Below are 23,927 nucleotides of genomic sequence, written 5' to 3'. Positions count from 1 at the left end.
GGCCGCGGGCGCCGCGAGATCCCGCCGGGCGTCAGCCCTGCAGGCGGCGGTAGTGGCGGTTGCGGACCGAGAGGATCGCGCCTCCGATCACCGCCGCGAGGAACGAGCCGGCCAGGACGCCGACCTTCACGTGGTCGTCGGACTCGCTGCCCGCGCCGAACGAGAGCTCGCCGACGAGCAGCGACACCGTGAATCCGATGCCGGCCACGAACGCCATGCCGATCACGTCCACCCAGCGCAGCGACGGATCCAGGCCGATGCCGCGGAACCGGGTCAGGAGGAAGGTGCTCCCGGCGATGCCGAGCGGCTTGCCGAGCACGAGGCCCGCGATGATGCCCACGGCGATCGAGTCCTGGAACGAGTCGACCAGGCCCGCGACTCCGCCGACCGTCACTCCGGCCGAGAAGAACGCGAAGACCGGCACCGCGACCGCGGTCGAGAGGACGCTCCAGCGATCGGCGAAGTGCGCGGCGAGGCCGTCGTAGACCGGGCGCCCCTCCGCGTCCGACCCCACCTGCACCCGGGCGCGCCTCGACGCGACGACCGGCACGGTGAAGCCGAGCAGCACGCCCGCGACCGTGGCGTGGATGCCCGAGGCGTGCACGAGCGCCCACGTCGCCACTCCGAGCGGGATCAGCACCCACCAGGCGCGCACGCCGCGCTGTACGCAGACCGCGAAGACCGCCAGCGGCACCAGCGCGAGCAGGAGCATCAGCACGTCGATGCCGGCGGTGTAGAAGACGGCGATGATCGTGATCGCGATGAGGTCGTCCACCACGGCGAGCGTGAGGAGGAACGTCCGCAGCGCCGGCGGGAGGAAGCGGCCGACCACGGCGATCACCGCGACGGCGAAGGCGATGTCGGTGGCGGCGGGGATCGCCCAGCCGTCCAGCGCGGCTCCTCCGCGGGGCAGGTTCACCGCGGTGAAGATCAGGGCGGGGACGGCCACGCCGCCGACGGCCGCGACGATCGGCACGAGCGCCGTCTTGGGGTCGCGGAGCTTGCCGGCGACGAACTCCTCCTTGAGCTCGAGCCCGACGACGAAGAAGAAGATCGCGAGCAGGCCGTCGGCCGCCCACGACCCGACGCTCAGCTCGAGGTGCAGGGCCTCGGGGCCGAAGCGGAAGTCGCGGACCGCGGTGTAGAGCGCGGACGCGGGGCTGTTCGCGACGATCAGGGCGAGGAGGGTCGCGGTGAGCAGGAACGCTCCGCCGACCGTGTCCTTCTGGAGGGTCTGGCGGAGTCCCCGCCAGATCGAGTGGGGGGCCTGATCGGCGGGCAGGGGCTGGTGCGGCATGAGGGGTTCCGTCCGGAGGGGTGGGTGAGCGCGGGGACGCGGCCGCGGACTCCGGAGGAGGGGCGGTCGCGGGTCAGCCGCGCGGCGGCGGGCAGCCGGCGATCTCGCCGTGCGCGTTCGTCCCCCACGAGCTGAGCCATCCGTTCGTGCCCGAGGCGCGCTTGGTCAGCAGCTGCCGGGTCGGGTACGCCGCGGCGGCGCGCGCGCGGGCGCGGCTCAGCGGAGGGAGGGTCAGGGGCACCTGTCAAGGGTACCGGTGGCGCCCGTGAGGGGGCAGGGTGCGGACGAGCGCGCGGAGATGGGGAGCCGCTCTCCGCATGCTGAGAGAGCCGCGCATGCCGACGCCCGCGCCGATCCCGCCGCCGTCCGGCACCGCGGGCGCCCGGAGCTCGCCTTCGCGGCCGGCGCGGAGGCGCCCGTCGCAGCTCCCTGCTCCTCGGGCGGGAGTAGCCGCGACCCCTGCACGCTCCACTCGGCACCGGTACCCCTACCCGCGGATCCGCCGCAGGCGCATCGTGGAGCCATGAAGCAGATCCAGTACGCCGGCGCGACCTTCCAGGTGGGGGACGCGGTCGCCGACGCACTCGTCTCCTACGCCTCCGGGCTCGCCGCCCACGGCCGCACCGACAGTGTCGAGCTCCCCGTGCTCGCCGGCGACGGCCACGCGACGGTCGTGACGCTGCTGCTCAACTCCGCGACGAGCCTCTTCGTCTCCGGCGCCGCAGGCCTCCTGCCCGGGCTCGACGAGAAGGCGGTCGCCGCCGACCTCCGCCAGCGGACGCAGTGGCTGGACGCGGTCCCGGCGGTCACCGCCGTGGAGCCGAGCGCTCCGGAGGACCTGATCTGGCTCGAGTTCCCGGAGGTCGCGGCCCTGATGGACCCCGAAGCCGGCGCCCACTCCCCCGCGACGCTCCACCTCGTCGAGCACTCGCCGCGGCGCGACTCCCTCGTCTTCACCGTCGTCTACGTCAGCACCCTCGACCGCGACCTGGGCTCGGGGGAGATCCGCCGGCTGCTCGAGACGAGCCGCCGCAACAACGTCGAGCACGGAGTCTCGGGGATGCTCGTCTTCCGCGGCCGCCGCGTGATGCAGCTGCTCGAGGGCGAGGAGTCGGACGTGCGCTCGCTCTACGCGCGGATCCTCGCCGACCCGCGGCACGAGGGAGTGGTCACCGTCTGGACCAGCGTGCACGAGCAGCGGCGCTTCCCGGACTGGTCGATGGGCTTCGACGAGCTCGACCTGCCCGTCGAGAGGCCCGCCTCCTGGCCCGAGCCGGACCTTCCCGAGCAGTCGATCGACGCGGTGGCGGACGACTACCTCCGCCGCCGGTCGGAGGCGCTGCGGGGCGCGCTGGTGAGCAGCGACCCCCTCGTCGCGAGCCTCGCCGTCATCCTGCACGGGCACCGCCCCGAGCGCGTCCTCGAGGGCGGCGCCGGAGTGCGGCTGCGCTGCGCCGAGTGCCGCGCCTTCGACGCCCACGACGGGTACGACTCCTACCCCTGCGCGACCGCGAGGACCGCGATCCAGGCGCTCGAGGCGGCCTGACGCGACCCGGGCGGCCGTGCGGGATCACCGTCCCGGGCGCTCCGAGCGCACCCCCTTCCGCGGGTCTGCGCAAGCCCGTCCGCTCGCCCCGGCGCGCCCCTAGGGTGAGGCCATGACCGATCCCGGCGCGGCCCGCCACGACGTCCTCATCATCGGCGGCGGCAACGCCGGACTCTCGACCGCGGGACGGCTGCGGCGCTCCGGAGTGGACGACGTCGCGGTGATCGAGCCCCGGTCGACCCACGTCTACCAGCCGATGCTCTCCCACGTCGCGGGCGGCACCGCACCCGCCTCCGCGGCGACCCGGCCCCAGGGCTCGGTGACGCCGAAGGGGGTCGTCTGGATCCAGGACCGCGTCGAGACGCTCGACCCGGTCGCGCACACGGTCACCCTCCTCTCCGGCCGCACCGTCGGCTACGGGCAGCTCGTCGTCTGCCCCGGGATCCAGAAGGACTGGGCCGCGGTCCCCGGGCTCCAGGAGGCGATGGACTCGCCGTTCGGAGTGTCGAACTACGAGTACGAGTACGCCCGCAAGGCGTCGCAGGTGCTCCGCGAGGTCCGCTCCGGCACCGTCGTCTTCACGCAGCCCGGCGGCCCCGGCACCTGCTCCGGCGCCTCGCAGAAGCCGATGTACCTCGCCTGCGACTACTGGCGCGCGACCGGCGTCCTCGACCGCATCCGCGTCGTGCTCGTCGTGCCGACCCCCACTCTGTTCGGGATGCCGCTGATCGACTCCGAGCTCGAGCGGAAGGTGGCGGAGTACGGGATCGAGGTCCGCTACGGCCGCGAGCTGGTCGAGGTCGACGCGGCCGAGCGGCGGGTCGTCCTCGCCGTCGACGAGCGCGCGACCGCCCTCCCCGGCCCCGACCGCGCGCGGCGCTCGACCGACGGCCCGCGCGAGACGCTGTCGTACGACGTGCTGCACGCCGTGCCCCCGCAGTCGGCCCCCGACTGGCTGGCCGGCACCGGACTGGCCGCCGAGGGCGACGAGGGCGGCTTCGTCGAGGTCGACCCGCTGACCCTGCGGCACCCGCGGTTCCCCGACGTCTGGGCGCTCGGCGACGCGGCGGCCACGGTCAACTCGAAGTCCGGAGGAGCGCTGCGCCAGCAGACCACCACGCTCGCGAAGAACCTCGTCGCCGCGCAGAAGGGCCGCCCGCTCCCCCGCGTGTACAACGGCTACTCCGTCTGCCCCTTCGTGGTCTCGCGGTCGAGCGTGGTGTTCGCCGAGTTCGACGACCGCTACCGCCCGAAGCCGACCGTCCCCTTCTGGACGGGCCTGGCGAAGGAGCGGCGCCTCACCTACCTCGCCGACCGCCGCGTCCTGCCGTGGGTGTACTGGAATCTGATCCTGCAGGGACGGGCCTGAGCGTCCTCTTCCGGACATGTCCGGAAGAGGCGCTTGCCGCTGCCGGACGCGCTCCCGAGACTGAGGGGTCGGCACCACCGTCCGACGCGCCCCCTCGTCTCCTGGAGGACCCGATGCGGCCCAGCCCGACTCCCGACCGCTCCGGCACCGCGCGATGACGACCGCGCAGGACTGGGGTCCCTCGACCGACGCGGACTCCGCCGGCGGTCCGCCCGCCTCGCGGAGGCAGCGCGTGCGCGCCTGGATGCGCGGCGGCTCCTTCGGGCCGACCGGCCTCACCCGGCGCGGCTGCCTCCTGGTGCTGGCGTCGGTGCTCGTGGTGGCGGTGCCGGTCGTCGCGCTGACGCTCGCGCACGTCGACCCGCACGCGTCGCTCAAGGTCTGGATCCTGGCGATCACGCTGATCGCGCTGGTCGGAGCGCTGCTCCGGGTCGTCGCCGACGCCGGTCCGGACCCGCAGGCCGACCTCGACCGCGCGGGCAAGGCGGTCGGAGCGGTGGCCGCGGCCTACACGGCGCTGGCCGTGATCATCGACTGGGGGATGCTGCACCTCTGAGGCGCGGTCAGCGGGCCTCGTCGCGCGGGTCGTCCGTGCCGTCGGGAGCGCTGCCGATCTCGTCCGGTGTGCCGCCGGTGCCGCCCTGCGCGCTCCCGGTCCCGCCCTGCGCCGCTCGCTCGTCCTCGCGCCGGCTGAGCCAGCCCGGGCCCTCGCGCCGCAGCCGCTCCGCCTCCGGACTCGGGACGGGCGGCGCCGCCGGCCGCCGCAGGAGCCGCACCTGCCGGACCGCGCCGAGCACCACTCCGGCGCCGAACAGCGGCAGGCCGAGCAGGAGCACCAGCCACAGCGGCGCGTGCCGGCGTCCGCCGCCGACGACCGCGCCGAGATCCCAGCCCGCGTCCGCCGCCAGCCAGAGCATCCCCGCCACGAAGACGGCGCTCACCAGCGAGAGCGCCCAGGGCTGCGCGAGGAGGAGCGCCTGCGCGCGCTCCGTGCGGAAACCCTTCGCCATGCGCCGATCCTAGGCGGGCGTCAGCCGGCGAGGATTCGGTCGACCAGCCCCTGCGCGTCGCCCTCCGCGGGAACGATCTGCACGGTGTCGCCCTCGATCGGCTGCATCACGGAGAGCGCAGACTCGACCCGGTCGCCCACGCGGAGGAGGAGCCGGCCGTCGGCCCCCTCGTCGATGGCCGCCTGCGAGCCGCGACGCAGGAGGGCGGCGCCCGCCTCGTCGAACCGGACGTCGACGACCCCCGTGCTCGGATCGGCCTCTACCGCGGCGACGCCCGCGCGGGTGAAGTCCTCGGGATCGACGAGGACGTCCTGCCCGCCGACCGGGACGCACTGCGGATCGGAGCCGGGCTCGCAGAGCGCCGAGACGGCGACCCCGAGGCCGCCGACGGGCTCCGGAGTGGCGGACGGGGACGCCGCGGGCGACGACCCGGCGGAGCAGCCGGTCAGGGCGAGCAGGAGGAGCGCGGCGGCTCCGGGGGCGGTGCGGCGGATCACGGGATCTCCTCGGGTCGCGTCGGAGCGCGCCACGATACCGAGGCTCCGGCGCTGCGGCCACTCGGCGGCACGGCTCAAGCGGAGCGGCTGCGGCGGGCGGCGGCGGACCGGAGGAACCCGGCCGGATCCCCGGGCTGGTCGCTCGGGGCCAGACCCCGCTCGATCCCTCCGCACGGGGCCGGTCGGAGCCCGGCCTCCCGGAGCCCGCCCCTCAGAGGCGGACGACCAGCTTCACCGCCGACACACCCTCGTGCAGCCGGTCGAGGGCGGGCTGCAGCGCGGCGAGCCCCTCACCCACCACCTCGGGCGCCGGGGCGCAGACGTGACGGCCCTCGGCGAGCGCCGCCGGCAGGTGGTCGCGCCACAGCATCGGCCCCACCTCGTTCGTCATCAGCGAGCCGCCCCAGACGAAGCGGGCGCGGATGCCGCGGCGCCGGGCCGCGATCTGCAGCGCCGCTGTGCCGCCGACCAGGCGCACCATCGTCCGCACGAAGGCGGCGCTGACACCGCGCCGGCGCGGGAGCGAGCCGAACGAGACGGAGGGGCTGGCCAGGGCGACGCGTCGCGCTCCGGTGGCCGCGGCCACCGCCACCGACGGAGCACCGGAGCCCGTCCCGATCGCGAGCACCCCCGCGACCTCATGGCCCGCGAGCGCCGCCACCAGGTCGGCGACGACGGTGGGGCTGCGGTAGTCGAGCACGATCTCGGCGCCCAGCTCGCGCATCCGCTCGTGGTTGCGGGGGGACGCGGTCGTCGCCACGCGGTGCCCGGAGGCGACGGCGAGCTGGATCGCGTTGCTCCCCACGCTCGTCGTCCCGCCCCAGACCACGACCGTCCTGCCCGTCGGCCGGACCGGGACGCTCGGGTGCAGCAGGGCGAGGTGGTCCCGCTGGAACAGCGCCGTCGCCGCCGTCGAGACCGCGAGCGGCAGCACCGCCGCCTCCTCGAAGCCCAGCCGGTCGGGGATCGGCGCCGCCAGGTCCTCGCGCACGACCGTGTACTCCTGGAAGGCGCCCTCGTCGCGGTTCCGCCGCCCGCGCTCCATCCCGACCGCGTACGCGACGACCCGGTCGCCGACGGCGAAGCGCGTCACTCCAGGGCCGACCGCCTCGACCACTCCGGCCACGTCCTCCCCGAGCACCGCCGGGTACGGCACCCATCGGAACATCAGATCGCCCGTCCACTGCTTCATCTCGTCGACCGGATTCACGGCCAGGGCGCGGTTGCGCAGCAGGACCTCCCCCGGACCGGGGACGGGCATCGGAGCGGGGCGGACGACGAGGTCGGCCCGAGGGGCGGTCAGCAGGGCGGCGGCGTTCTCGGGCACGGGCGGCTCCAGTCGGAAGTGATGGCAGGACGTGTCGTCACACTACTCCTGATGACACGTCGTGTCGTCAGCTATCCTGGGCTGATGTCACGCTGGGCCCCCGACGCCGCCCTCCGCCTCGAGCTGGCGGCGATGGAGCTCTTCGCCGAGCACGGCTACGCGGGCACCACCGTCCCCGAGATCGCAGAGCGCGCCGGGCTCACCACCCGCACCTTCTTCCGCCACTTCGCGGACAAGCGCGACGTCCTCTTCCTCCGCGAGCGCGAGTTCCCCGAGATCGTCGGCCGCCTGCTCGCCGGCGCCCCCGCCGGCCTCGCGCCGATGGACCTCGTGATGCACGGCCTCGAGGCGGCCGCCTCGGGCGACCTCCAGACCTGGCGCGCTCAGATTTCCGCCCGCCGTGCCGTCGTGCGCTCCGAGCCGCAGCTGCGCGAGCGCGAGCTCCTGAAGTCGGCCGCCCTCGCCGAGAGCATGCGCGCCGCCCTCGTCGACGCCGGAGTCGCGCCGGAGGACGCGGCCCTCGCCGCCCTCGCGGCCTCCGCCCTCTTCGACCTCGCCCTGGAGCGCTGGCTCGCCGCACCCGAGGGGTCCCTCCTGGTCGACGTCCTCCGCGCCGAGCGCGCACGCCTCGGCGCGCTGCTCGCGCGCTGACCCCGCACGACGCTGTCGAGGCGTCGCGAACGGTCCTCCTCCGCGGCGGGAGGCGGCCGTTCGCGACGCCTCGGACCGGCGAGCGGGAGACGACCCGCTCAGAGCGCCCAGGGGAAGGCGGGGGCGTTCGAGCGGGCGCCCTGAGCGGCCTTCGAGCGGCCGGGCTCGCCGAGCTCGGCGAGCAGCGACTCCGACTCGCCGACGAGGACCGCGAGCGCGCCGGGCGTGAACCAGTCGGGGCGCAGGGCGAACAGGAGGTCCTCGGTCGCCGTGTTGCCGCTGGCGCCCGGCGCGAAGGGGCAGCCGCCGAGGCCGCCGAGCGCGCCGTCGACCACCGCGGCCCCGGCCTGCACGGCGGCGATCGCGTTCGCGACGCCCGAGCCCCAGGTGTCGTGCCCGTGGAACACGATCTCGCGGGGCGGGGTCTCCGCGGCCACGCGCGAGACGAGCGACGCCACCTGGCCGGCGTGCGCCTGCCCGAGCGTGTCGCAGACGACCACGTCGGCCGCTCCCTCCGCTCGCGTGTCGCGCGCGATCGCGAGCACGCGCTCCGGGTCGACCGGGCCCTCGAACGGGCAGGTGAAGGAGGTGGCGATGCACAGCTGGATCCGCCCGCCGACGCTCTCGGCGAGCGCGACCGCCTCCGGCATCGCGGCCATGCTCGCCTCGGTCGGCCTGCCGACGTTGGCGAGGTTGTGCGAGTCGGACGCCGAGAAGCAGTACTGGAAGCGGCGCGCCCCCGCGGCGGCCGCACGCTCGACGTGGCGCGGAGTCGCGACCCACACCCAGCACCGCTCCAGCTCCTCGGGAGTGAGCGCGGCGATCACGTCGAGGGTGTCGGCCATCGGAGGGACGAGGTCGCCGCGCGCGAGCGAGCCGATCTCGAGCTCGGGCACTCCCGCGGCGAGCAGCGTGCGCGCGAGGTCGACCTTGCGCTCGGTCGTCAGGAGCTTGCCGGTGAGCTGCAGGCCGTCGCGGAGGGTGACGTCGCGCAGGCCCGCGGAGGCGAGCGCGGTCACCGGCCGGCCTCCTCGGCAGCGGCGGCGGAGGGAGCGGCAGGAGCGGCCGGAGCTGCAGCAGCAGCCCCGCCGGCGGAGGGAGCAGCGGGACCGGTGCGCCGGAGCATCCCCAGCACCTCCTCGGTGTCCTGGCCCAGGTCGGGCGCGAGCGAGCGGATGGGGAGGGAGCGGCCGCCGAGCACCGGCACGATCCCCGGGAAGCCCACGCCGCGCAGAGTGCCGCCGGCGTCCTCGACGTCGAAGGCCTGGATCATGTCGCGCGCCGCGTACTGCTCGCTCGCGCTGATGTCGGCGGCCGTGTAGATCGGGCCGGAGGGGACGCCCTCGTCGTCGAGGACCGCGAGCGCCTCGGCGGCGGTGCGGCCCGCCGTCCACGCGCCGATCGCCGCGTCCAGCTCGTCGCGCCGGGCCCAGCGCTGCTCGTTCGAGGCGAGCGCCGGGTCCCCGCCCAGGTCGGCGCGGCCGATCACCGCCATCAGCCGCTGGAAGATCGCGTCCGCGTTCCCCGCGATCACGATGCTCGCCCCGTCGGCGCAGGTGTAGGCGTTGGTCGGGGCGATGCCCTCCATCCGCCCGCCGACGCGCTCCCGGACGATGCCGTGCGCCTGGTAGTCGGGGATCAGCGACTCCGTCATCGAGAACATCGCCTCGTGCAGCGCGACGTCGACGACCCGCTCCGCCAGCGGTGCCGGATCCAGCCCCGCGGAGCGGCGGGTCTCGCGCTGGAACAGCGCCATCATCACTCCGTAGCCCGCGTACAGCCCGGCGATCGAGTCGCCGATCGAGACGCCGACGCGCACGGGCGGCCGGTCCGGGTCGCCGACCAGCTCGCGGAACCCGCCCATCGCCTCCGCGACCGCCGCGAACCCGGGCCGGGCCGACAGCGGGCCGGTCTGCCCGAACGCGGAGATGCGGCCGATCACGATGCCGGGCCGGGCCTCGTCGAGCACGGCCGGCCCGATCCCCCAGCGCTCGAGCGTGCCGGGCCGGAAGTTCTCGAGCACCACGTCGCACTCGGCGACCAGGCGGCGGACGGCGTCGCGCCCCTCGTCCGTGCGCAGGTCGAGCGCGATCGAGCGCTTGTTGCGGTTGATCGTGTGGAAGAGGAGCGAGGTCTCGGACCCCTCGTGCAGCCGCCAGCGGCGCAGCTCGTCCCCCGTGCCGGGCCGCTCCACCTTGATCACCTCGGCGCCGAAGTCGGCGAGCAGCCTGCCAGCCGTGGGCGCCGCGATGAAGTTGCCGAGCTCGAGGACGCGGACGCCCGCGAGCGGGAGGGGTGCGGTCATGGCACGGCCTTTCGCTCCCGTCGAGGCTAGCGCGGAGGACGGCGCCACCCCCTGCCCTCACGCGGACGCCCGACCTACACTTGCCGGACATCATGCGCAGACACACCCTCACTCCGCGACCGGACTGGCGAGCCCGCTGCGACGAGATCGGCTTCAGCTTCTACGACCTCCCCTCCGAGGGCGGCCGCCCCTACTGGAACGAGTCCGCGGCCTACTCCTTCGAGCCCGCCGAGATCGACCTGCTCGAGCGCACGACCTCGGAGCTCTTCGACCTCTGCATGGAGGCGTGCGAGCTCGTGGTGCGGAAGTGCCGCTTCGCCGAGTTCGGCATCCCGCCCCGCTTCCACGAGCTGGTGCGCACCTCGTGGGACGAGGACGACCCCACGGTCTACGGCCGCTTCGATCTCGCCTACGACGGCGCGGGCGCGGTGAAGCTGCTCGAGTTCAACGCCGACACCCCGACCTCGCTTGTCGAGACCGCCGCGGCCCAGTGGCAGTGGCTGGTCGAGACGAAGGGGCCCGACGCCGACCAGTTCAACAGCCTGCACGAGCAGCTCGTCGAGCAGTGGCGCCACCTCCGCCTCGAGCGCTGGAGCCTCGACGAGGGCGCCCGGCTGCACCTCGCGTCGCTGCACGACTCCGGAGACGGCGAGCTGATCGTCGAGGACGCCGACACCGTCGCCTACATGGCCGAGACCGCGGCGCAGGCCGGCTTCGACCCCAAGCTGATCTTCGTCGAGGACATCCGCTACGAGCTCGACGGCGCCGGCTTCCTCGACGGCGACGGCGAGCCGATCCGCCACGTCTTCAAGCTGTACCCATGGGAGTGGATGCTCGGCGAGCAGTTCGGCGGCCTGCTCCTCGACCGGCGCGAGCGCACCCGCTGGGTCGAGCCGGCGTGGAAGCTCCTGCTCAGCAACAAGCAGCTGCTGGTGGTGCTGTGGGAGATGTTCCGCGGCCACCCGAACCTGCTGCCCGCCTCCGTGCATCCGCTGCCCGGCACCGCGCAGGTGCGCAAGCCGCGCCTGGGCCGGGAGGGCGCGAACGTGACGGTCCTCGACGCCGACGGCTCGGTCGTCGCCGAGAACGGCGGGAGCTACGGCGCCGAGGGCTTCATCCACCAGGAGCGCGCCGAGCTGGCCCGGGTCGACGGGAAGACCGTCGTCATCGGCAGCTGGATCGTCGGCGAGACCCCGGCCGGCATCGACGTGCGCGAGACGAGCGGCCTGATCACCGGCGACCTGGCGGAGTTCGTCCCCCACTACATCGAGGGCGGACGGAGCGACGGGGTCGCGACGGCCGCGGACGGCGCGTCGGCCGCCTCCCGCCCCGGGCACGGCGCCACCCCCGCCTACGGCGCTCCCGCGCCCGGCACCCCCGCGCCCGAGTACGGCGCCCCCGAGCACGACCGGCCGCAGGACACCCGCGCGGCCCGCCCGCAGGACGAGGAGACCCGATGACGGACGACGACCGCACCCCCGGCGATTCCGGGACGCCGAGCTCCGGGAACGACTGGGGCAGCCGCGAGCCCGAGGCGGGCTCCGGCACGCCGAGCGGCGGCTCGAGCGGCGGCACCGGCCGCGGCGACGGCTCCACCCGCACCGCTCCCCACCGCTCCCGGAGCGTGGGCATTAGCGGCATCGCGAAGAACCGCCGCGGCCTGCTCATCGGCGGCGCGGTCGCGGTCGGCGCGGTGGGCCTCGCCGTCGCCCTCGCGAACGGCGGCCCCTCGACCGACGGCGTCGTCGCCACGGGAGCCGACGGTCAGGACTACGTCATCCCCGAGAACGCCGAGCGCCCCGTCTATGCGAGCCGCGAGGACTGCCTCGCCGACGTGCGGGAGCAGATCGCCCAGCTCCAGGCGCAGGGCGAGGAGGTCGGCGACGACCCCGAGCAGCTGTGCGAGGCGACCGACGAGTACCGCGGGCACTACGCCGGCGGCTTCTGGCTCGGCCCGCTGGTCTTCGCGTCCTCGCGCTGGAACTCGACGCGGGCGACCAGTTGGGCGCCCGTCGCGTCCGGCGGCTTCGCGGCCCGCGGAGCGACCCAGCCCGACGTCGTGCAGCGTGCGCCGGCCGGCTCGACCGTCGGCTCGAAGGCGACCCTCTCGGGCGGCTTCGGCTCCTCCGGCAAGTCCGGCTTCGGCTCCACCGTCGGCGGCTGACCGCGGCGCACCTCGGCCCTCGCGCCCGAGACGCGCCGAGGCGTCCGCGCGCCGCCGGGACACCGCTCGCAGGCCGGCGTCTCGACGATCACGGGGACGGCTCGCCGCCGCTCCCTCTCTCAGGAGGAGGGCGTCGCGCTCGGGAAGAAGTGCCGCTCGACGGGATCGCCGTCGGCGTGGGTCAGCGCCGCCGCGCGGATCTCGCGGTCGCGGCCGGTGAGCCGCTGGGTCTCCTGCCGCCGGAACTCGCCCCACGAGGGCACCATGAACGTCTCCAGCTGCACGTCGGCCTCCTCCCCGCTCCGGTAGAGCGCCCAGCGCGAGGCGCCGGTCCGGCGGCGGGAGCTCTCCAGCAGCCGCATGGCCGATCGGAAGTCCGCGAGGGAGTCGGGGCGGACCGTCCACGAGATCTGCACCATCACCGGCCCGTCCGTCGGCTCCGGCTCGAACACCAGCGTGGGCGTCGGCCACGACATCGAGATGCTGCGGTCGACGGTGCCCGTCCCCGGCAGCAGGGGCAGCACCCGCACGCTGGCCGCCACGAGGAGGAGCAGAGCGGCCGCCGCGGCGTACGCGGGCGCGGTGCCGAGCACCTGCGCGGCCAGGCCCCAGCCGATCGAGCCGACCGCCATGGTCCCCATGAAGACCAGGATGTAGATCGAGGCTCCGCGGGACCGCACCCACTGCGGCAGTGCGAGCTGCAGTGCCGCGTTCAGCACGGTGAGGGTGCCGATCCAGGCCAGCCCCGCGAGGACCAGCAGCAGCAGCGCCGGGACGAGGGGCAGGAAGGCAGCCGCGAGCGTCCCCGCCGCGAACAGCACGGCGCTCGCCCCGATCACGACGTCGTCCGAGAGCTTCCGGCGGGCGAGCGGCAGGGCGAAGACGCCGAGCACGGCACCGGCACCGAGGGCCCCGAGGAGGAAGCCGTAGCCGCTGGAGTCGAGCTGGAGGCGCTTCGCGGTGAGCGGCAGCAGCGCCCAGAGCGCACTGGCGGGCAGGGCGAAGAGCGCGGAGCGGAGGAGGATCCGGCGGACGAGGTGCGCGGAGGCGACGTACCGGATCCCTCCCTTCAGCGCGGCGCCGAACTGCTCGCGGTCGTCGAGGCCGGTCTGCGCCGGCCGCTTCCACCAGAGCAGAGCGAGCACCGCGCCGATGAAGCTCAGGGCATTGATGCCGAAGACCACCGGAGCGCCGAACGCCGAGAGGACGACGCCCGCCAGGGCCGGGCCGACCGCGCGCGCGCCGTTCACCGTCACCCCTCCGAGGGCCGACGACGCCGCGATCAGGTTCCGGGGCACGAGCTCCGGCTGGATCGCCTGCCAGGCGGGCGAGGTCAGGGTGGAGGTGATGCCGAGGAGGAAGGTGAACGCCAGGATCGTCCACGGCGTCAGCGCGCCGACCGCCGCCACGACCGTCAGAGCGGCCGCCAGCAGCGCGCTGGCCGACGACCCCCAGATGAGCAGCCGCCGCCGGTCGAGCGAGTCGGCCAGCACGCCCGCGGGGAGGGCGACGAGGATCGAGGGCGCCAGGCTGGCCGTCTGCACGAGCGCGACGACCGCCGCGCCCGCGGCCGCCTCGACCAGGTACCACTGGGCTCCGACGGTCTGCATCCAGGTGCCGATGTTGCTGCCCAGCTGGGCGAACCACAGCACGCGGAAGGCGGTGATCGCCATGGGCGCCCAGGCCGACGGCTGCGCCGGCGCGGACGTCTGCGCCGGGGCGGCGGGAGCCGGAGCGACGTCCTCAGTCACGGGGCACGGCCTGCCGCACCGAGAAGAGGTTGCCGAACGGGTCCAGCAGCTGGCACAGCCGCTCCCCCGTGAACACCGTCTTCGGACCGCGGTGGGCGACGGCGCCGTTCGCCGTCCAGTCGGCGACGACGGCGTCGACGTCGGGGACCGTCCAGTACGGGCTCGTGCCGTCGGGTCCGGGCCGGTTCAGCTCGTCCCGCTCGTGCAGCGTCAGACGGGTGCCGTCCAGGTCGTAGGCCACGAGCGCCCCGCCGCGGACGACGGGCTCGCGCCCGAGCCTCGCCGAGTACCAGGCGACAGCGGCGTCGAGGTCGTCGACGAAGTAGAAGACGTTGCCGACTCCGGCGAACTCCGTCGTCGTCATGCGCGGGCCGGCGGGAGGGCGTCGCGGAGGAAGGCGAGCGAGGGGCCGATGGCCGCCTCCGTGTAGCCCTCGGCGTGACGGGTGCCCGGGATCAGCTGCAGCGTGCTGGCGACTCCGACCGCCGAGAGCGCCGCCTGCATGGCCTGCGCGTCGCTCACGGGGACGAACTCGCCGAGCGAGTTGGCCAGGAACACCGGCCCGCCGTCCGGGGAGGCGTGGCGCGTCGTGGAGGCGGCGGTGAGCAGCCCGCGGTCGCCCCCGACCTCGTTGAGGATCGTCCAGCGCAGGAAGGCGTCGTTCCGGCCGGTCTGGTTGATGTCGGCGCTCTTCATGGCGTCGAGGTCCTGCGTCGTCGGCGTGGCCGGGAGGTCGTCGGTCGCCTCGACGATGCCGAGGAGGTCGAACATCCCCGACCAGCTGACGGCGGGCCGGCCGGTGGCGATCGCGGCCTCCACGACCAGGTTCCCGCCCGCCGATCCGCCGAAGAACGCCAGCCTGCTCCGGTCGAACGCCCACTCGGACGCGACCGCCCACCGCTCCGCGGCGAGCACGTCGTCCCTGCTGGCCGGGAAGACCGAGTCCGGAGCCTCGCGGTAGTCCGCCGCGAACACGAGGTAGCCGGCGTCGACCAGCATCGTCGCGAGCGCCCGCTCCTTGCTCTTGTCCCCCCGGAACCACCCGCCGCCGTGGATCAGCACGACGGCCGGCCGAGCGGCGTCCTCGGCCGGGGACACCGACCTGCTGTACACGTCCAGCACCTGCGGCGATGACCCCCCTTCGACGTACGGAACCCCGATGCTCACTGACGGCTCGTCCGACACGGTGACCCCCTCCGGTCCAGATTCTCGACTGCAGTCAGACCGTAGGAGCCGGGGGCGGCGCGAGCCAGGCCCTGCCGGGGTCACCCAGGAGGGCGCCCGCAGGCCCGCCTCCCGCGGCGGCGCCGATCGCGACTAGCCTCGGAGGGTGTTCCTGACCGAGCCGTACGGCTTCCGCGACCGCTCCGCCCTCGACGAGCGCCGGGCCCTGCTCGAGGACGAGCCCTCGGTGCAGCCCCTCCGGGCGTTCCGCGAGGAGCTCCTCGCCCGGCGCATGCGCAGGCATCCGGGTGCCGTGGTGCCCGACTTCGACCCGGCCGAGGCCGGCGTCGAGGCGCGTGCGCTCATCGTGCTGGAGGCCCCGGGACCGATGTCGACCGCCCCCGACGGCTCCGGCTTCGTCTCGGTCGACAACGACGACGCGACCGCCGCCTCGACCTGGACCCTCCGCGACGAGGTCGGACTGCACGCCCGCACCCTGATCTGGAACATCGTGCCGTGGCAGCTCGACGGCGCCCCCGACGCGGACGAGGTGCGGCAGGGCGCGATGGAGCTGCGCCGGCTCCTGCCGCTGCTCCCCGACCTGCGGGTCGTCGTCAACGCCGGGACCGCGCCGACCAGCGGCTGGAAGAAGAACATCGAGCCGTACCTGGTCGACGGCCCGACCGTCATCGACTCGTGGAGCCCCGGCCAGCGGGCGATGAGCCAGCCCCGCAAGCGCGACGAGCTGAAGCGCGCCTTCGAGCGCGCGACGCACCTGGTCGGCTGAGCCCCCGGGGCTCCGAGGCGTCACGAACGGTCGTCATCCGAGCCGGGAGGCGGCCCTTCGCGACGCCTCGACCGCCGGCGGACGGTCCGCTCAGGCCGAGCGGGCGTCCCGCAGCGCGTCGGCCGACTGCTGCGCGGCGCGGCGGACGTCGCGGTCCGGGTCGCGGAGCATGCCCGTCAGGACGGCCTCGACGCTCGCCGCGAACTCGCCCTTCGCGTCGCGACCGGAGGAGATCCCCGCCAGAGCGGCCGCCACGAGAGCGCGCGCTCCGGCCGCGCGGACCCGGGGGTGCTCGTCGGTGGTCAGGCGGGACAGCTTCTTCTGCCCGCCCAGCACGCGCTCGGCGCAGACGCGGGCGCACATCTCGCGGACGCGCCAGGAGGGGTTCGCGAGTCCGGCGGTCACCGCGTCGGCGGCGTCGTCGTCCCAGACGTAGAGGAGCGCGCGGGCACCCCAGAGCTCGGGCCAGTAGAGGGAGGGCGCTCCCTTGAGGATCCCGTCGGCGTGCTCGCCGCCCACGGTGAGGAGGAAGGACTCGCCCTCGTAGCCGCCGGTGAGCAGGGCCGCGGATCGCAGAGCGACGTTGCGCTCCCCCTCGCGGGCGACCTGCGCGCGCAGGCGCTCCTCAAGAGGATAGGTGAGGGTGACGGTCGGTTCGTTGTCGCGTGCCATGAGGCTCCCGAGAGTACTCGCCCGCCCCGCGCCTTCGAAGACCCGCAGCGTTCGGCGCCGCAGCGGTCGGCCCTCTCCGTCCTGCGGCGATGGTCCGATCAGCACTCGTGCCACCTGCTGGTCGAGTGGCGCCGCAGGGACCACGGCTGAGGGACGCCTGGTAGATTCGATCCGATCGACCCCCTCCCAAGCCTCTCCGCGATGCTCACATGGGAGGGGCCTTTTTCTTCGGCACCGAGGTACTGCGATGGCACGGAAACCGAGCCTGTCGTGGAAGCCGCAGGTCCAGCTCCTCCGTGACCGCGGGCTCGGCATCGCCGACGGGGAGGCCTGCACGAGCTACCTGGCCGCGCAGAACCACTACCGCTTCTCCGGGTACGCCCGCTACTTCCAGCGGGCTCCGCACGACGGGGACGACTCGTTCGCGGACGGAGTCTCGTTCGAGGACGTCCGAGCGGTCTGCGACGCAGATGAAGCGCTGCGGCAGAGCCTGCGTGCTCGACTGGCTCATGCCGAGATCCTTCTCCGCAGCCGTACGGCTCATGTCATCGCTCGTGAGCACGGCCCGTACGAGTGCTCTCTCGAGAAGAGCTTCTACTCCGAGTCTCCGAACGCGGAGTCGACAGTCGATTCGTGCCTCCGCGACATCGAGCGCAGCAGGGAACGGCATGTCCTCCGCTTCACGGAGCTCCCCGGCGGCAGGGGCGCGGCCGCCTTCGGCGAGCTACCGGTGTGGTCGGCCGTCGAGGCCTGGTCCTTCGGAACTCTGTCGAGATGCATCGAGCGAGGGGCACGAGGATCGCTTGCGGGGGACGTCGCGTCCGGTCTGGGAGTCGCCCGAGCCGGTTTCGCCTACCGGGTCCGCGCACTCGTCTACCTGCGCAACCGGTGCGCTCACCACAGCCGGCTCTGGAACCACTCCGTGATCGATGCGGGCCCCACGCCCAACAACGTCCGTGCGAAGGCGAAACGTCTCGCCGGGCAGTTCACTCCGCGCTCGGTCGTGGACGTCATCGCTTCGTTGGACGACATCCTCCTACGAGGAGCGGACGCGGCCCCGATCCTTCCGGAGCTCGTCGCCGAGCATTCCCTGCACGACGTGTTCTGGCGAGGGCTCACGACGCCCCGGAGCCCCCTCGATCATCGAGGACCGCAGTGAGAGCGACGCGACCGGGACGGTCCCGCCCGCCCCGCGCCACGGCGGATGCCGCAGCGGATCGGACGATGCCCGCCGCTCAGGAGGCGCCCACCGGGAGGTCGGCCCCGCCTGACTATGCTGGTGCCACCCCCGGCAGCCGAGCCCTCTGAGCCTCGTCCGCGCCGGGGTGGCGCGGCTCACCCGCCCGGGGAGCGGAGGAGGTCCTCTCATGGCCGATCGGCCGAACCTCCGCCATGTCGCGGCGGTCGCGGGCGTCTCGCACATGACCGTGTCGCGCGTGCTCAGCGGGCACCCCAACATCAAGGAATCGACCCGCCAGAAGGTCCTCGAGGCGGTCGACGAGCTCAACTACCGGCCGAACATCGCCGCCCGCTCCCTCGTCACGCAGCGCACCGACCGCATCGGCGTGATGATCGAGAGCGGCGCCGAGTACGGGCCGTCGAGCACCCTCCGCGCGATCGAGCGCGCCGCCCGCGAGAAGGGGTACTCGATCACCTCCGTCGCGCTGCGGCCGGACCTCGAGATGACCCCCACCGACGCGATCGCCCACCTGATGGGCCTCGGGATCGACGCGCTCTGCGTGATCGCGCCGCGCTCCTCCTCCGTGGCGACCCTCCGCACCGTCGAGATCGGCGTGCCGACGCTCGTGGTGAAGAGCGATAAGGATCCGAGCTTCCTCACCGTCTCGGTCGACCAGCAGGCCGGCATGTTCCAGGCCGTCGACCACCTGGGCAACCTCGGCCACCGCGACGTGCTGCACCTCTCCGGCCCCCTCGACTGGCTCGACGCGCGCGCCCGCGAGCGCGCCTTCCACAGCCGCGCGAAGTCGTGGGGGATGCACGAGCGCCCCATCGTCATCGGCGACTGGACCCCGGACTCCGGGTACGACTTCGCCGCGAGCCTGCAGTCGGTGCCCGACTTCACCGCGATGGTCGTCGCGAACGACGAGATGGCGCTCGGAGTGATCCACGGCCTCGTCGAGCGCGGGATCCGCGTGCCCGAGGACATGAGCATCGTCGGCTTCGACGACCTGCCCACCGCCCGCCACTTCCTCCCGCCGCTGACGACGGTCCGCCAGGACTTCGACAAGCTCGGGACGACGGTCGCCGAGGTGATCCACGCGAGGATCCGCGGCCAGGAGATCCCGCAGCGCACCCGGATCCCCACGGAGCTGGTGATCCGCTCCTCCACGGCCGCTCCCCGATCGTGACCCTCCTGTTCCCGTCCCGCCGCATGCGCTCGCGTATCATCGGCGGCAGCCCCTGGCACGCCGGACCCTGACGGCGCGCCGCACACGAACCGAGGACGGCACGTGGCGATCTCATCGAGGACGACCCGGAGCTCCGCGGCACCCGTCGTCGAGATGACCGGCATCCGCGTCTCCTTCGCCTCCGGACCCGCTCTGAAGGACGGGAACCTGCGGCTGGTGCCGGGCGAGATCCACGGACTGATGGGCGAGAACGGCGCGGGCAAGTCCACGCTGATCAAGACGCTCACCGGCATCCACCAGCCCGACGCGGGCGAGATCCTCGTCGACGGCGTCGCCCGGCGCTTCAGCGGCCCGGCGGAGGCGAAGGCAGCGGGCATCACGGCCGTGTTCCAGGACGAGCGCCTCACCGACAACCTCAGCATCGGCGAGAACGTGATGCTCGGACACGAGGTCCGCGGCCGCTTCGGCATCTCCTGGTCGCGCACCCACCACCGCGCGGCCGAGATGCTCGCCGAGCTGGGCCTGGAGGACCTCGACCCGCACCTGCCGCTGCGCTCGCTCTCGCCGGCGATCCGCCAGCTTGTCGCGATCAGCCGCGCGATGGTCGACCGTCCGCGCGTGCTCGTGCTCGACGAGCCCACCTCCAGCCTCGACCTCAGCGACGTGGCCCGCCTCTTCACGGTGCTGCGGAGGCTGCGCGACCAGGGCGTCGCGATCCTGTTCGTCTCGCACTTCCTCGAGCAGGTCCTCACCCTCAGCGACCGGCTGACGGTGCTCCGCGACGGCGGCACCGTCGGCGAGTACCCGGCGCACACCATGGACCGCGCCGAGCTGATCGCGAAGATGATCGGCAAGGACATCGATGCGCTGCGGCAGATCGGCTCCGACCGCCGCGAGCACCGCCGCCAGCCGGTCGGCCCGGCGATCTACCGCGCGCACGGGATCGGCCGCCGCGGCGCCGTGGGCCCGACCGATCTGGAGCTGCACCGCGGCGAGATCGTGGGCTTCGCGGGCCTGCGCGGCTCGGGGCGCACCGAGCTGGCGTCGCTGGTGAGCGGGGTCGAGAAGCCGGACACCGGCGAGGTGCTGATCGACGGCGAGCCCGCCCGCATCTCCGACCCGGTGTCGGGCCTGCGCCACCGCATCGCCCACTCGAGCGAGAACCGCCGCGAGGACGGGATCATCGGCGACCTCTCCCTCCGCGAGAACCTCGTGCTGGGCCTGCAGGCTCTGCGCGGCTGGGCGCACCCGCTGTCAGCCGCCGAGACCGACACCCTGGTGCGCACCTACGTCGAGGCGCTGAACATCTCGCCGGCCGACCCGGACATCCCGGTGAAGTACCTCTCGGGAGGCAACCAGCAGAAGGTGGTCCTCGCGCGGTGGCTCGCGACCCGTCCGCGGCTGCTCGTGCTCGACGAGCCGGCGCGCGGGATCGACGTGGCGTCGAAGGTCGAGATCCAGGCGCACATCGCGCAGCTCGCGAAGGAGGGGGTGACCGTCGTCTACATCTCGTCCGAGCTGGAGGAGGTGGTGCGCCTCAGCGACCGCATCGTCGTCTTCAAGGACCGCGAGAAGATCGGCGAGGTCAGCAACGGCCCCTGGCTCACCGTCGACACGATCGTCGAGATGATCGCCGCCGACCGCGACGACGACCTCGACGACGACGACGACTGACCTCCCCCGCCGGCCGAGCGGCCGCACCGTCCACCGGGTCTCGATGAGCCGTCCGGGCTGCTCGACCGCCAGGACCTCGACGCGCCGGCGGGTCCCGCTCGGGCGCCGGGCCTGCGAGGATCCGGGGGTGGACGATCAGCGACCGGACGAGCTCGCGGAGCTGCAGCGGCGCGCCTACGGCCGAGGCTCCGACATCGAGCGGGACCCCGGCGCGCTCGCCCGGCTCTCCGCGCTCGAGGCCCGCGTCCGCCCCGCCCTCGGCACCGCACTGCCGGACGCGGTGGTTCCCGCGGTCTCCGGGGACGCGGCGCCGGAGGACGCGGCACCTTCCGCGGACGCCTCCGCCGACGAGGAGTCCGACCCTTTCGGCCACGTCCCGCCCCGCCGCTCCCGTCGGCGCGGCCTCCTCCTCCTCGCCGCGCTGGCCGCGACGGCCGCCGTCGCCGCGGGGGCCACCCTCCTCGCCACCGCCGAGGACGGACAGCCCGGCCGCGAGGTCGCCGTGCTGCCGCTGTCGAACGGCACCGACCTCCCCGGCTGGGAGGGACTGGGGTTCGACGGATCGGTCACCACCGAGGACTTCGGCGGGCTCACCGTCGTGCGGCAGAGCCTGCCCGCCGACACGGGGCTCACCGTCGTCCGGCAGCGCCGCTCCTCGAGCGCCGGCTCGTGCCTCTCCATCGTGCGGACCGCCGAGCCGCAGGACGGCCTGTTCTTCCAGGGCTGCACGGCCGGAGCGTTCCCCGCGGTCGCGCAGTTCACCGTGACGTCGGCGGCGCCGGAGGCCCTGCGCGAGCGGTTCCCGATCGGCACGTCCCTGCGGTTCGCCCTCGAGGGCGACGAGATCCGCGTCCGATCCGACGCCCCCTGACCACTCAGATCCCCGTCCGCCCGTGCGGGTCGCCCACCTTCTTCGACTCGCTCGACCCGCGCTCGCGCAGGAACACGGCGAGCGCCGCCATGCTGCCCACCGCGAGGAACTCCGACTGCCAGTTCTGGAGCGTCCGGTTCCAGAAGTCGGCGGAGGAGACGTAGCCGAGCCAGTCGACGGGCGCTTCCAGGCTCGTCAGCTGCTCCTCGTTGTAGGCCACGACGCCCGTCACCGACTGCGCCGCCCAGGACAGCAGGAACACCACCCCCATCACCAGCAGCAGCGAGTGCGAGAACAGCGCCTGCCGCACGCCGCCGGCGGAGGCCGAGGGCGGCGAGTCGTCCTCCGCGGACGCGCCCGCCTTCTGCTGCTCGTCGGTCTCGAGCCCCTCCTCGCCCACCCGCTTCGACTCGGGCGAGCCGCGCTGCACGAGCCAGACGGTCGCTCCGATGTAGAGGAAGAACTGGAGGTACTCCGACTGCGAGTTCTCGGCGACGTCGATCGCGAAGTCGGAGGAGGTGACGAAGCGCCAGTAGCCGACCTCCCGCAGCCCCTCCGCGACCTGGGTGTCGTTGTAGGCGGCGAGCCCGGCGAACGACTGCCCGGCGAGAGCGAGCAGGAAGATCGCGAGGAAGAACAGCGAGAGTCCGTTCTCGCGCAGGAAGCGGCGCATCCGGCTCACCTCCCGAGGATCCCGACGGCGAAGAACCCGATCAGGCCGAGCACGATCACGGCGTAGTACAGGGGCGGAAGCGGTGCGCACGTCAGCTCCCGTCCAGGACGCAGTCGAAGGGCGCGTCCGCCACCGGCGCGCAGCCGGCCGCGCGCACCAGCCAGCCGTCGTCGCCCGGGGTGAGGAACACCGCGGTGCCGCCGGAGCGCACGATCGCCGCCCGGCCGTCGACCTCGGCGTCCCCTGCTCCGTCTTCCGCGATCCCGAGCTCCAGCACGCCGCCGGGGCAGTCGCCCTCCCGGTCCTCCACGGCGTCGCGGGCGGAGCCGGTGAGCAGCGCGCACGCCGCGGCGCCGTCGCCGTCGGCGAGCGCGGAGAGGAAGGCGTCGGCCGCGCGGCGGGCCGCCGTGCCGTCCGCGGAGCATCCGCAGAGCGCGAGCACGAGGGCCGCCGTCGCGGCCGTCGCGGGGACGGAGCGCGATCGAGGGAGCATCATGGCCAGGGAAGCTACTCCCGGGCCCGACCACCGGGCAGAGGGTTGCCATCGGGCCCTGCGGGCCCCGCGACCGGATCGTTACCGAAGCGCACCGCCGTGCTGTTGCGTCACAAGAATTGTTCACGGTAACATTTCGACGTGGCGCTGCTTCGGCCGGCGCCCACTGCACATCCTGCACTCACCGCACCTCGGGCCGCTAGGCCCGCATTCGAGGCCCTTCGGGGTCCACCATCTCGGGCACTCTCTTCGTGCCCGCGATCTCAAGGAGGAGATCTATGTCCAAGACGAGGCGTATCGGCCAGTTCCTGGGTTTCGCAGCAGTCGGCGCACTCGCGTTCGGACTCGCGGGCTGCTCGGGCGGTTCCGGCACCGATTCGGGCTCCGGCTCGAGCGGTGACCTCACCACCGTCGGCTTCGTGGCCGTCGGCCCCGAGGGCGCGTGGCGCCAGGCGAACGAGACCAACATCGAGGACACGTTCACCAAGGACGCCGGCTTCGACCTGAAGTACGCACCCGCCACCAACGGAGACCAGAAGTCGCAGATCGACTCCTTCACCTCCTTCGTGGACGAGGGCGTCGACATCATCCTGCTCTCCGCCACGGAGGGCTCCGGCTGGGAGGACTCGCTCGAGCGCGCCCAGGAGGCCGAGATCCCGGTCATCCTGATCGACCGCGGCATCGAGCCGGACAACACCGACCTCTACGTGACCCGCATCGCGCCGGACAACATCGCGGTCAGCACCTCGGTCGCCGACTGGGCCAAGACCACCTTCCCGAGCGGCGCGAAGTACTTCACGCTCGAGGGCCCCGCGGGCGTCTCGGTCGTCAACGAGCGCAACGAGGGCTGGGACGAGGTCATCGGCGCCGACTCGAAGTTCACCAAGATCGGCGCGCAGACCGCGAACTGGTCCACCGAAGAGGCCAAGAGCGTCTTCGAGACCGTCCTGAAGTCGAACAACAACGACGTCCAGCTGGTCTTCGCACAGAACGACGAGATGGGCCTCGGCGCCGTCCAGGCCGTCCAGGAGGCCGGCCTCACCCCCGGCACCGACGTCAAGATCGCCACGATCGACGGCACCAAGAACGCCCTGCAGGCGCTGGCCGACGGCGAGCTGAGCTTCGTCGCCGAGTACAACCCGCTGTTCGGCGAGACCGCCCTCGACGCGGTCGAGAAGACCCTGGCCGGCGAGACGGTCGAGTCCTCGATCGTCGTCCCGAGCGAGACCTTCGACTCGCCCGAGGCCGCCACCACCGCGCTGCCCGACCGCAAGTTCTAGTCGCTCAGCACCACCGGTCGCCCGGCG

25 protein-coding genes are annotated in these 23,927 nt (G+C 73.8%); 12 read left to right on the top strand and 13 right to left on the bottom strand.

From position 1 onward, the window contains the following. Window positions 1-31 precede the first annotated feature (31 nt). A complete protein-coding gene (nhaA, locus tag C5D09_RS10850; protein WP_104269294.1) occupies window positions 32-1,297 on the bottom strand; it encodes a Na+/H+ antiporter NhaA in 1,266 nt (421 codons plus the stop codon). 73 nt (window positions 1,298-1,370) lie between these two features. Beyond that, entirely contained in the window at window positions 1,371-1,538 is a 168-nt protein-coding gene (locus tag C5D09_RS17520; protein ID WP_181027217.1) for a hypothetical protein, read from the bottom strand. A 282-nt stretch (window positions 1,539-1,820) separates the two neighbouring features. On the opposite strand from C5D09_RS17520, the gene C5D09_RS10845 reads away from it, so the two are divergent. From C5D09_RS10845 to C5D09_RS10835, 3 genes are all read left to right on the top strand, one after another. Further along, window positions 1,821-2,843 carry a BLUF domain-containing protein gene (locus C5D09_RS10845; protein WP_181135034.1) on the top strand — a complete coding sequence of 341 codons (1,023 nt, stop codon included), beginning with the start codon at window positions 1,821-1,823 and terminating at the stop codon, window positions 2,841-2,843. Between the two features lie 112 nt (window positions 2,844-2,955). Next, entirely contained in the window at window positions 2,956-4,212 is a 1,257-nt protein-coding gene (locus tag C5D09_RS10840) for an NAD(P)/FAD-dependent oxidoreductase (protein WP_104269292.1), read from the top strand. A gap of 154 nt (window positions 4,213-4,366) precedes the next feature. Then, window positions 4,367-4,768 carry a hypothetical protein gene (locus C5D09_RS10835; protein WP_104226999.1) on the top strand — a complete coding sequence of 134 codons (402 nt, stop codon included), beginning with the start codon at window positions 4,367-4,369 and terminating at the stop codon, window positions 4,766-4,768. Window positions 4,769-4,775: 7 nt separating this feature from the next. Here the strand turns inward: C5D09_RS10835 and C5D09_RS10830 are convergent, their stop codons facing one another. The 3 genes from C5D09_RS10830 to C5D09_RS10820 all read right to left on the bottom strand — a co-directional run bounded on the left by C5D09_RS10830 (window position 4,776) and on the right by C5D09_RS10820 (window position 7,046). Further along, the gene (locus C5D09_RS10830) at window positions 4,776-5,222 is read right to left on the bottom strand and encodes a hypothetical protein (protein WP_104269291.1); all 447 of its coding nucleotides are present in this window, start codon (window positions 5,220-5,222) and stop codon (window positions 4,776-4,778) included. 20 nt (window positions 5,223-5,242) lie between these two features. Continuing rightward, complete coding sequence (locus C5D09_RS10825) at window positions 5,243-5,719, bottom strand: hypothetical protein (RefSeq protein WP_104269290.1); 477 nt, start codon at window positions 5,717-5,719, stop codon at window positions 5,243-5,245. A 211-nt stretch (window positions 5,720-5,930) separates the two neighbouring features. Further along, entirely contained in the window at window positions 5,931-7,046 is a 1,116-nt protein-coding gene (locus C5D09_RS10820; protein ID WP_104269289.1) for a zinc-binding alcohol dehydrogenase family protein, read from the bottom strand. Between the two features lie 84 nt (window positions 7,047-7,130). Between C5D09_RS10820 and C5D09_RS10815 the strand changes: the two genes are divergently transcribed. Beyond that, entirely contained in the window at window positions 7,131-7,697 is a 567-nt protein-coding gene (locus tag C5D09_RS10815; RefSeq protein ID WP_181135033.1) for a TetR/AcrR family transcriptional regulator, read from the top strand. Window positions 7,698-7,795: 98 nt separating this feature from the next. Here the strand turns inward: C5D09_RS10815 and C5D09_RS10810 are convergent, their stop codons facing one another. Both C5D09_RS10810 and C5D09_RS10805 read right to left on the bottom strand, forming a co-directional pair. After that, a complete protein-coding gene (locus C5D09_RS10810) occupies window positions 7,796-8,716 on the bottom strand; it encodes a hydroxymethylglutaryl-CoA lyase (protein WP_181135032.1) in 921 nt (306 codons plus the stop codon). Beyond that, complete coding sequence (locus C5D09_RS10805; protein WP_104269287.1) at window positions 8,713-10,002, bottom strand: CaiB/BaiF CoA-transferase family protein; 1,290 nt, start codon at window positions 10,000-10,002, stop codon at window positions 8,713-8,715. The genes C5D09_RS10810 and C5D09_RS10805 overlap by 4 nt, the downstream gene beginning before the upstream one ends. A 92-nt stretch (window positions 10,003-10,094) precedes the next feature. On the opposite strand from C5D09_RS10805, the gene C5D09_RS10800 reads away from it, so the two are divergent. Both C5D09_RS10800 and C5D09_RS10795 read left to right on the top strand, forming a co-directional pair. Then, window positions 10,095-11,462, top strand: coding sequence for a glutathionylspermidine synthase family protein (locus C5D09_RS10800; protein ID WP_104269286.1), 1,368 nt, complete (start codon window positions 10,095-10,097; stop codon window positions 11,460-11,462). Then, window positions 11,459-12,166 carry a hypothetical protein gene (locus C5D09_RS10795; RefSeq protein WP_104269285.1) on the top strand — a complete coding sequence of 236 codons (708 nt, stop codon included), beginning with the start codon at window positions 11,459-11,461 and terminating at the stop codon, window positions 12,164-12,166. The genes C5D09_RS10800 and C5D09_RS10795 overlap by 4 nt, the downstream gene beginning before the upstream one ends. Before the next feature lie 119 nt (window positions 12,167-12,285). On the opposite strand, the gene C5D09_RS10790 is transcribed toward C5D09_RS10795, so the two are convergent. From C5D09_RS10790 to C5D09_RS10780, 3 genes are read right to left on the bottom strand one after another with little or no spacing between them, the layout of a single operon-like run. Further along, on the bottom strand, window positions 12,286-13,917 hold the full coding sequence (locus tag C5D09_RS10790; RefSeq protein ID WP_258066977.1) for an MFS transporter: 1,632 nt from the start codon (window positions 13,915-13,917) through the stop codon (window positions 12,286-12,288). After that, window positions 13,910-14,281, bottom strand: coding sequence for a VOC family protein (locus tag C5D09_RS10785; protein ID WP_104234343.1), 372 nt, complete (start codon window positions 14,279-14,281; stop codon window positions 13,910-13,912). The genes C5D09_RS10790 and C5D09_RS10785 overlap by 8 nt, the downstream gene beginning before the upstream one ends. After that, complete coding sequence (locus C5D09_RS10780; protein ID WP_181065720.1) at window positions 14,278-15,030, bottom strand: alpha/beta hydrolase; 753 nt, start codon at window positions 15,028-15,030, stop codon at window positions 14,278-14,280. Before C5D09_RS10780 ends, C5D09_RS10785 begins: the two co-directional genes overlap by 4 nt. A 217-nt stretch (window positions 15,031-15,247) precedes the next feature. Between C5D09_RS10780 and C5D09_RS10775 the strand changes: the two genes are divergently transcribed. Continuing rightward, window positions 15,248-15,868, top strand: a complete 621-nt coding sequence (locus C5D09_RS10775) for a hypothetical protein (RefSeq protein WP_104269284.1) — start codon at window positions 15,248-15,250, stop codon at window positions 15,866-15,868. Window positions 15,869-15,958: 90 nt separating this feature from the next. Here C5D09_RS10775 and C5D09_RS10770 read toward each other — a convergent pair whose 3' ends face one another. Continuing rightward, the gene (locus C5D09_RS10770; RefSeq protein ID WP_258066976.1) at window positions 15,959-16,540 is read right to left on the bottom strand and encodes a HEAT repeat domain-containing protein; all 582 of its coding nucleotides are present in this window, start codon (window positions 16,538-16,540) and stop codon (window positions 15,959-15,961) included. 247 nt (window positions 16,541-16,787) lie between these two features. Here C5D09_RS10770 and C5D09_RS10765 point away from each other — a divergent pair, with 247 nt between their 5' ends. From C5D09_RS10765 to C5D09_RS10750, 4 genes are all read left to right on the top strand, one after another. Continuing rightward, window positions 16,788-17,699, top strand: a complete 912-nt coding sequence (locus tag C5D09_RS10765) for an Abi family protein (protein WP_104269283.1) — start codon at window positions 16,788-16,790, stop codon at window positions 17,697-17,699. 208 nt (window positions 17,700-17,907) lie between these two features. Further along, a complete protein-coding gene (locus tag C5D09_RS10760; protein ID WP_104222399.1) occupies window positions 17,908-18,909 on the top strand; it encodes a LacI family DNA-binding transcriptional regulator in 1,002 nt (333 codons plus the stop codon). 153 nt (window positions 18,910-19,062) lie between these two features. Next, entirely contained in the window at window positions 19,063-20,583 is a 1,521-nt protein-coding gene (locus C5D09_RS10755) for a sugar ABC transporter ATP-binding protein (protein WP_104255631.1), read from the top strand. Window positions 20,584-20,710: 127 nt separating this feature from the next. After that, window positions 20,711-21,454: a hypothetical protein gene (locus tag C5D09_RS10750; RefSeq protein WP_104269282.1), complete on the top strand. Its 744-nt coding sequence runs from the start codon at window positions 20,711-20,713 to the stop codon at window positions 21,452-21,454. 4 nt (window positions 21,455-21,458) lie between these two features. Here the strand turns inward: C5D09_RS10750 and C5D09_RS10745 are convergent, their stop codons facing one another. Next, window positions 21,459-22,127: a DUF6766 family protein gene (locus tag C5D09_RS10745; RefSeq protein ID WP_104269281.1), complete on the bottom strand. Its 669-nt coding sequence runs from the start codon at window positions 22,125-22,127 to the stop codon at window positions 21,459-21,461. A gap of 91 nt (window positions 22,128-22,218) precedes the next feature. Then, window positions 22,219-22,623 (bottom strand): hypothetical protein, encoded by a 405-nt coding sequence (locus tag C5D09_RS10740; protein WP_104269280.1) that lies wholly within the window; start codon window positions 22,621-22,623, stop codon window positions 22,219-22,221. A 275-nt stretch (window positions 22,624-22,898) separates the two neighbouring features. Here C5D09_RS10740 and C5D09_RS10735 point away from each other — a divergent pair, with 275 nt between their 5' ends. Next, window positions 22,899-23,900, top strand: coding sequence for an ABC transporter substrate-binding protein (locus C5D09_RS10735; RefSeq protein WP_104222394.1), 1,002 nt, complete (start codon window positions 22,899-22,901; stop codon window positions 23,898-23,900). Window positions 23,901-23,927: the final 27 nt, after the last annotated feature.

Origin of the sequence: Rathayibacter sp. AY1C9, from assembly GCF_002932315.1 — a bacterium.
Taxonomy (GTDB): domain Bacteria; phylum Actinomycetota; class Actinomycetes; order Actinomycetales; family Microbacteriaceae; genus Rathayibacter.
Note: the sequence above shows the minus strand (reverse complement) of the source record. Positions and strands in the feature narration are given on the sequence as shown.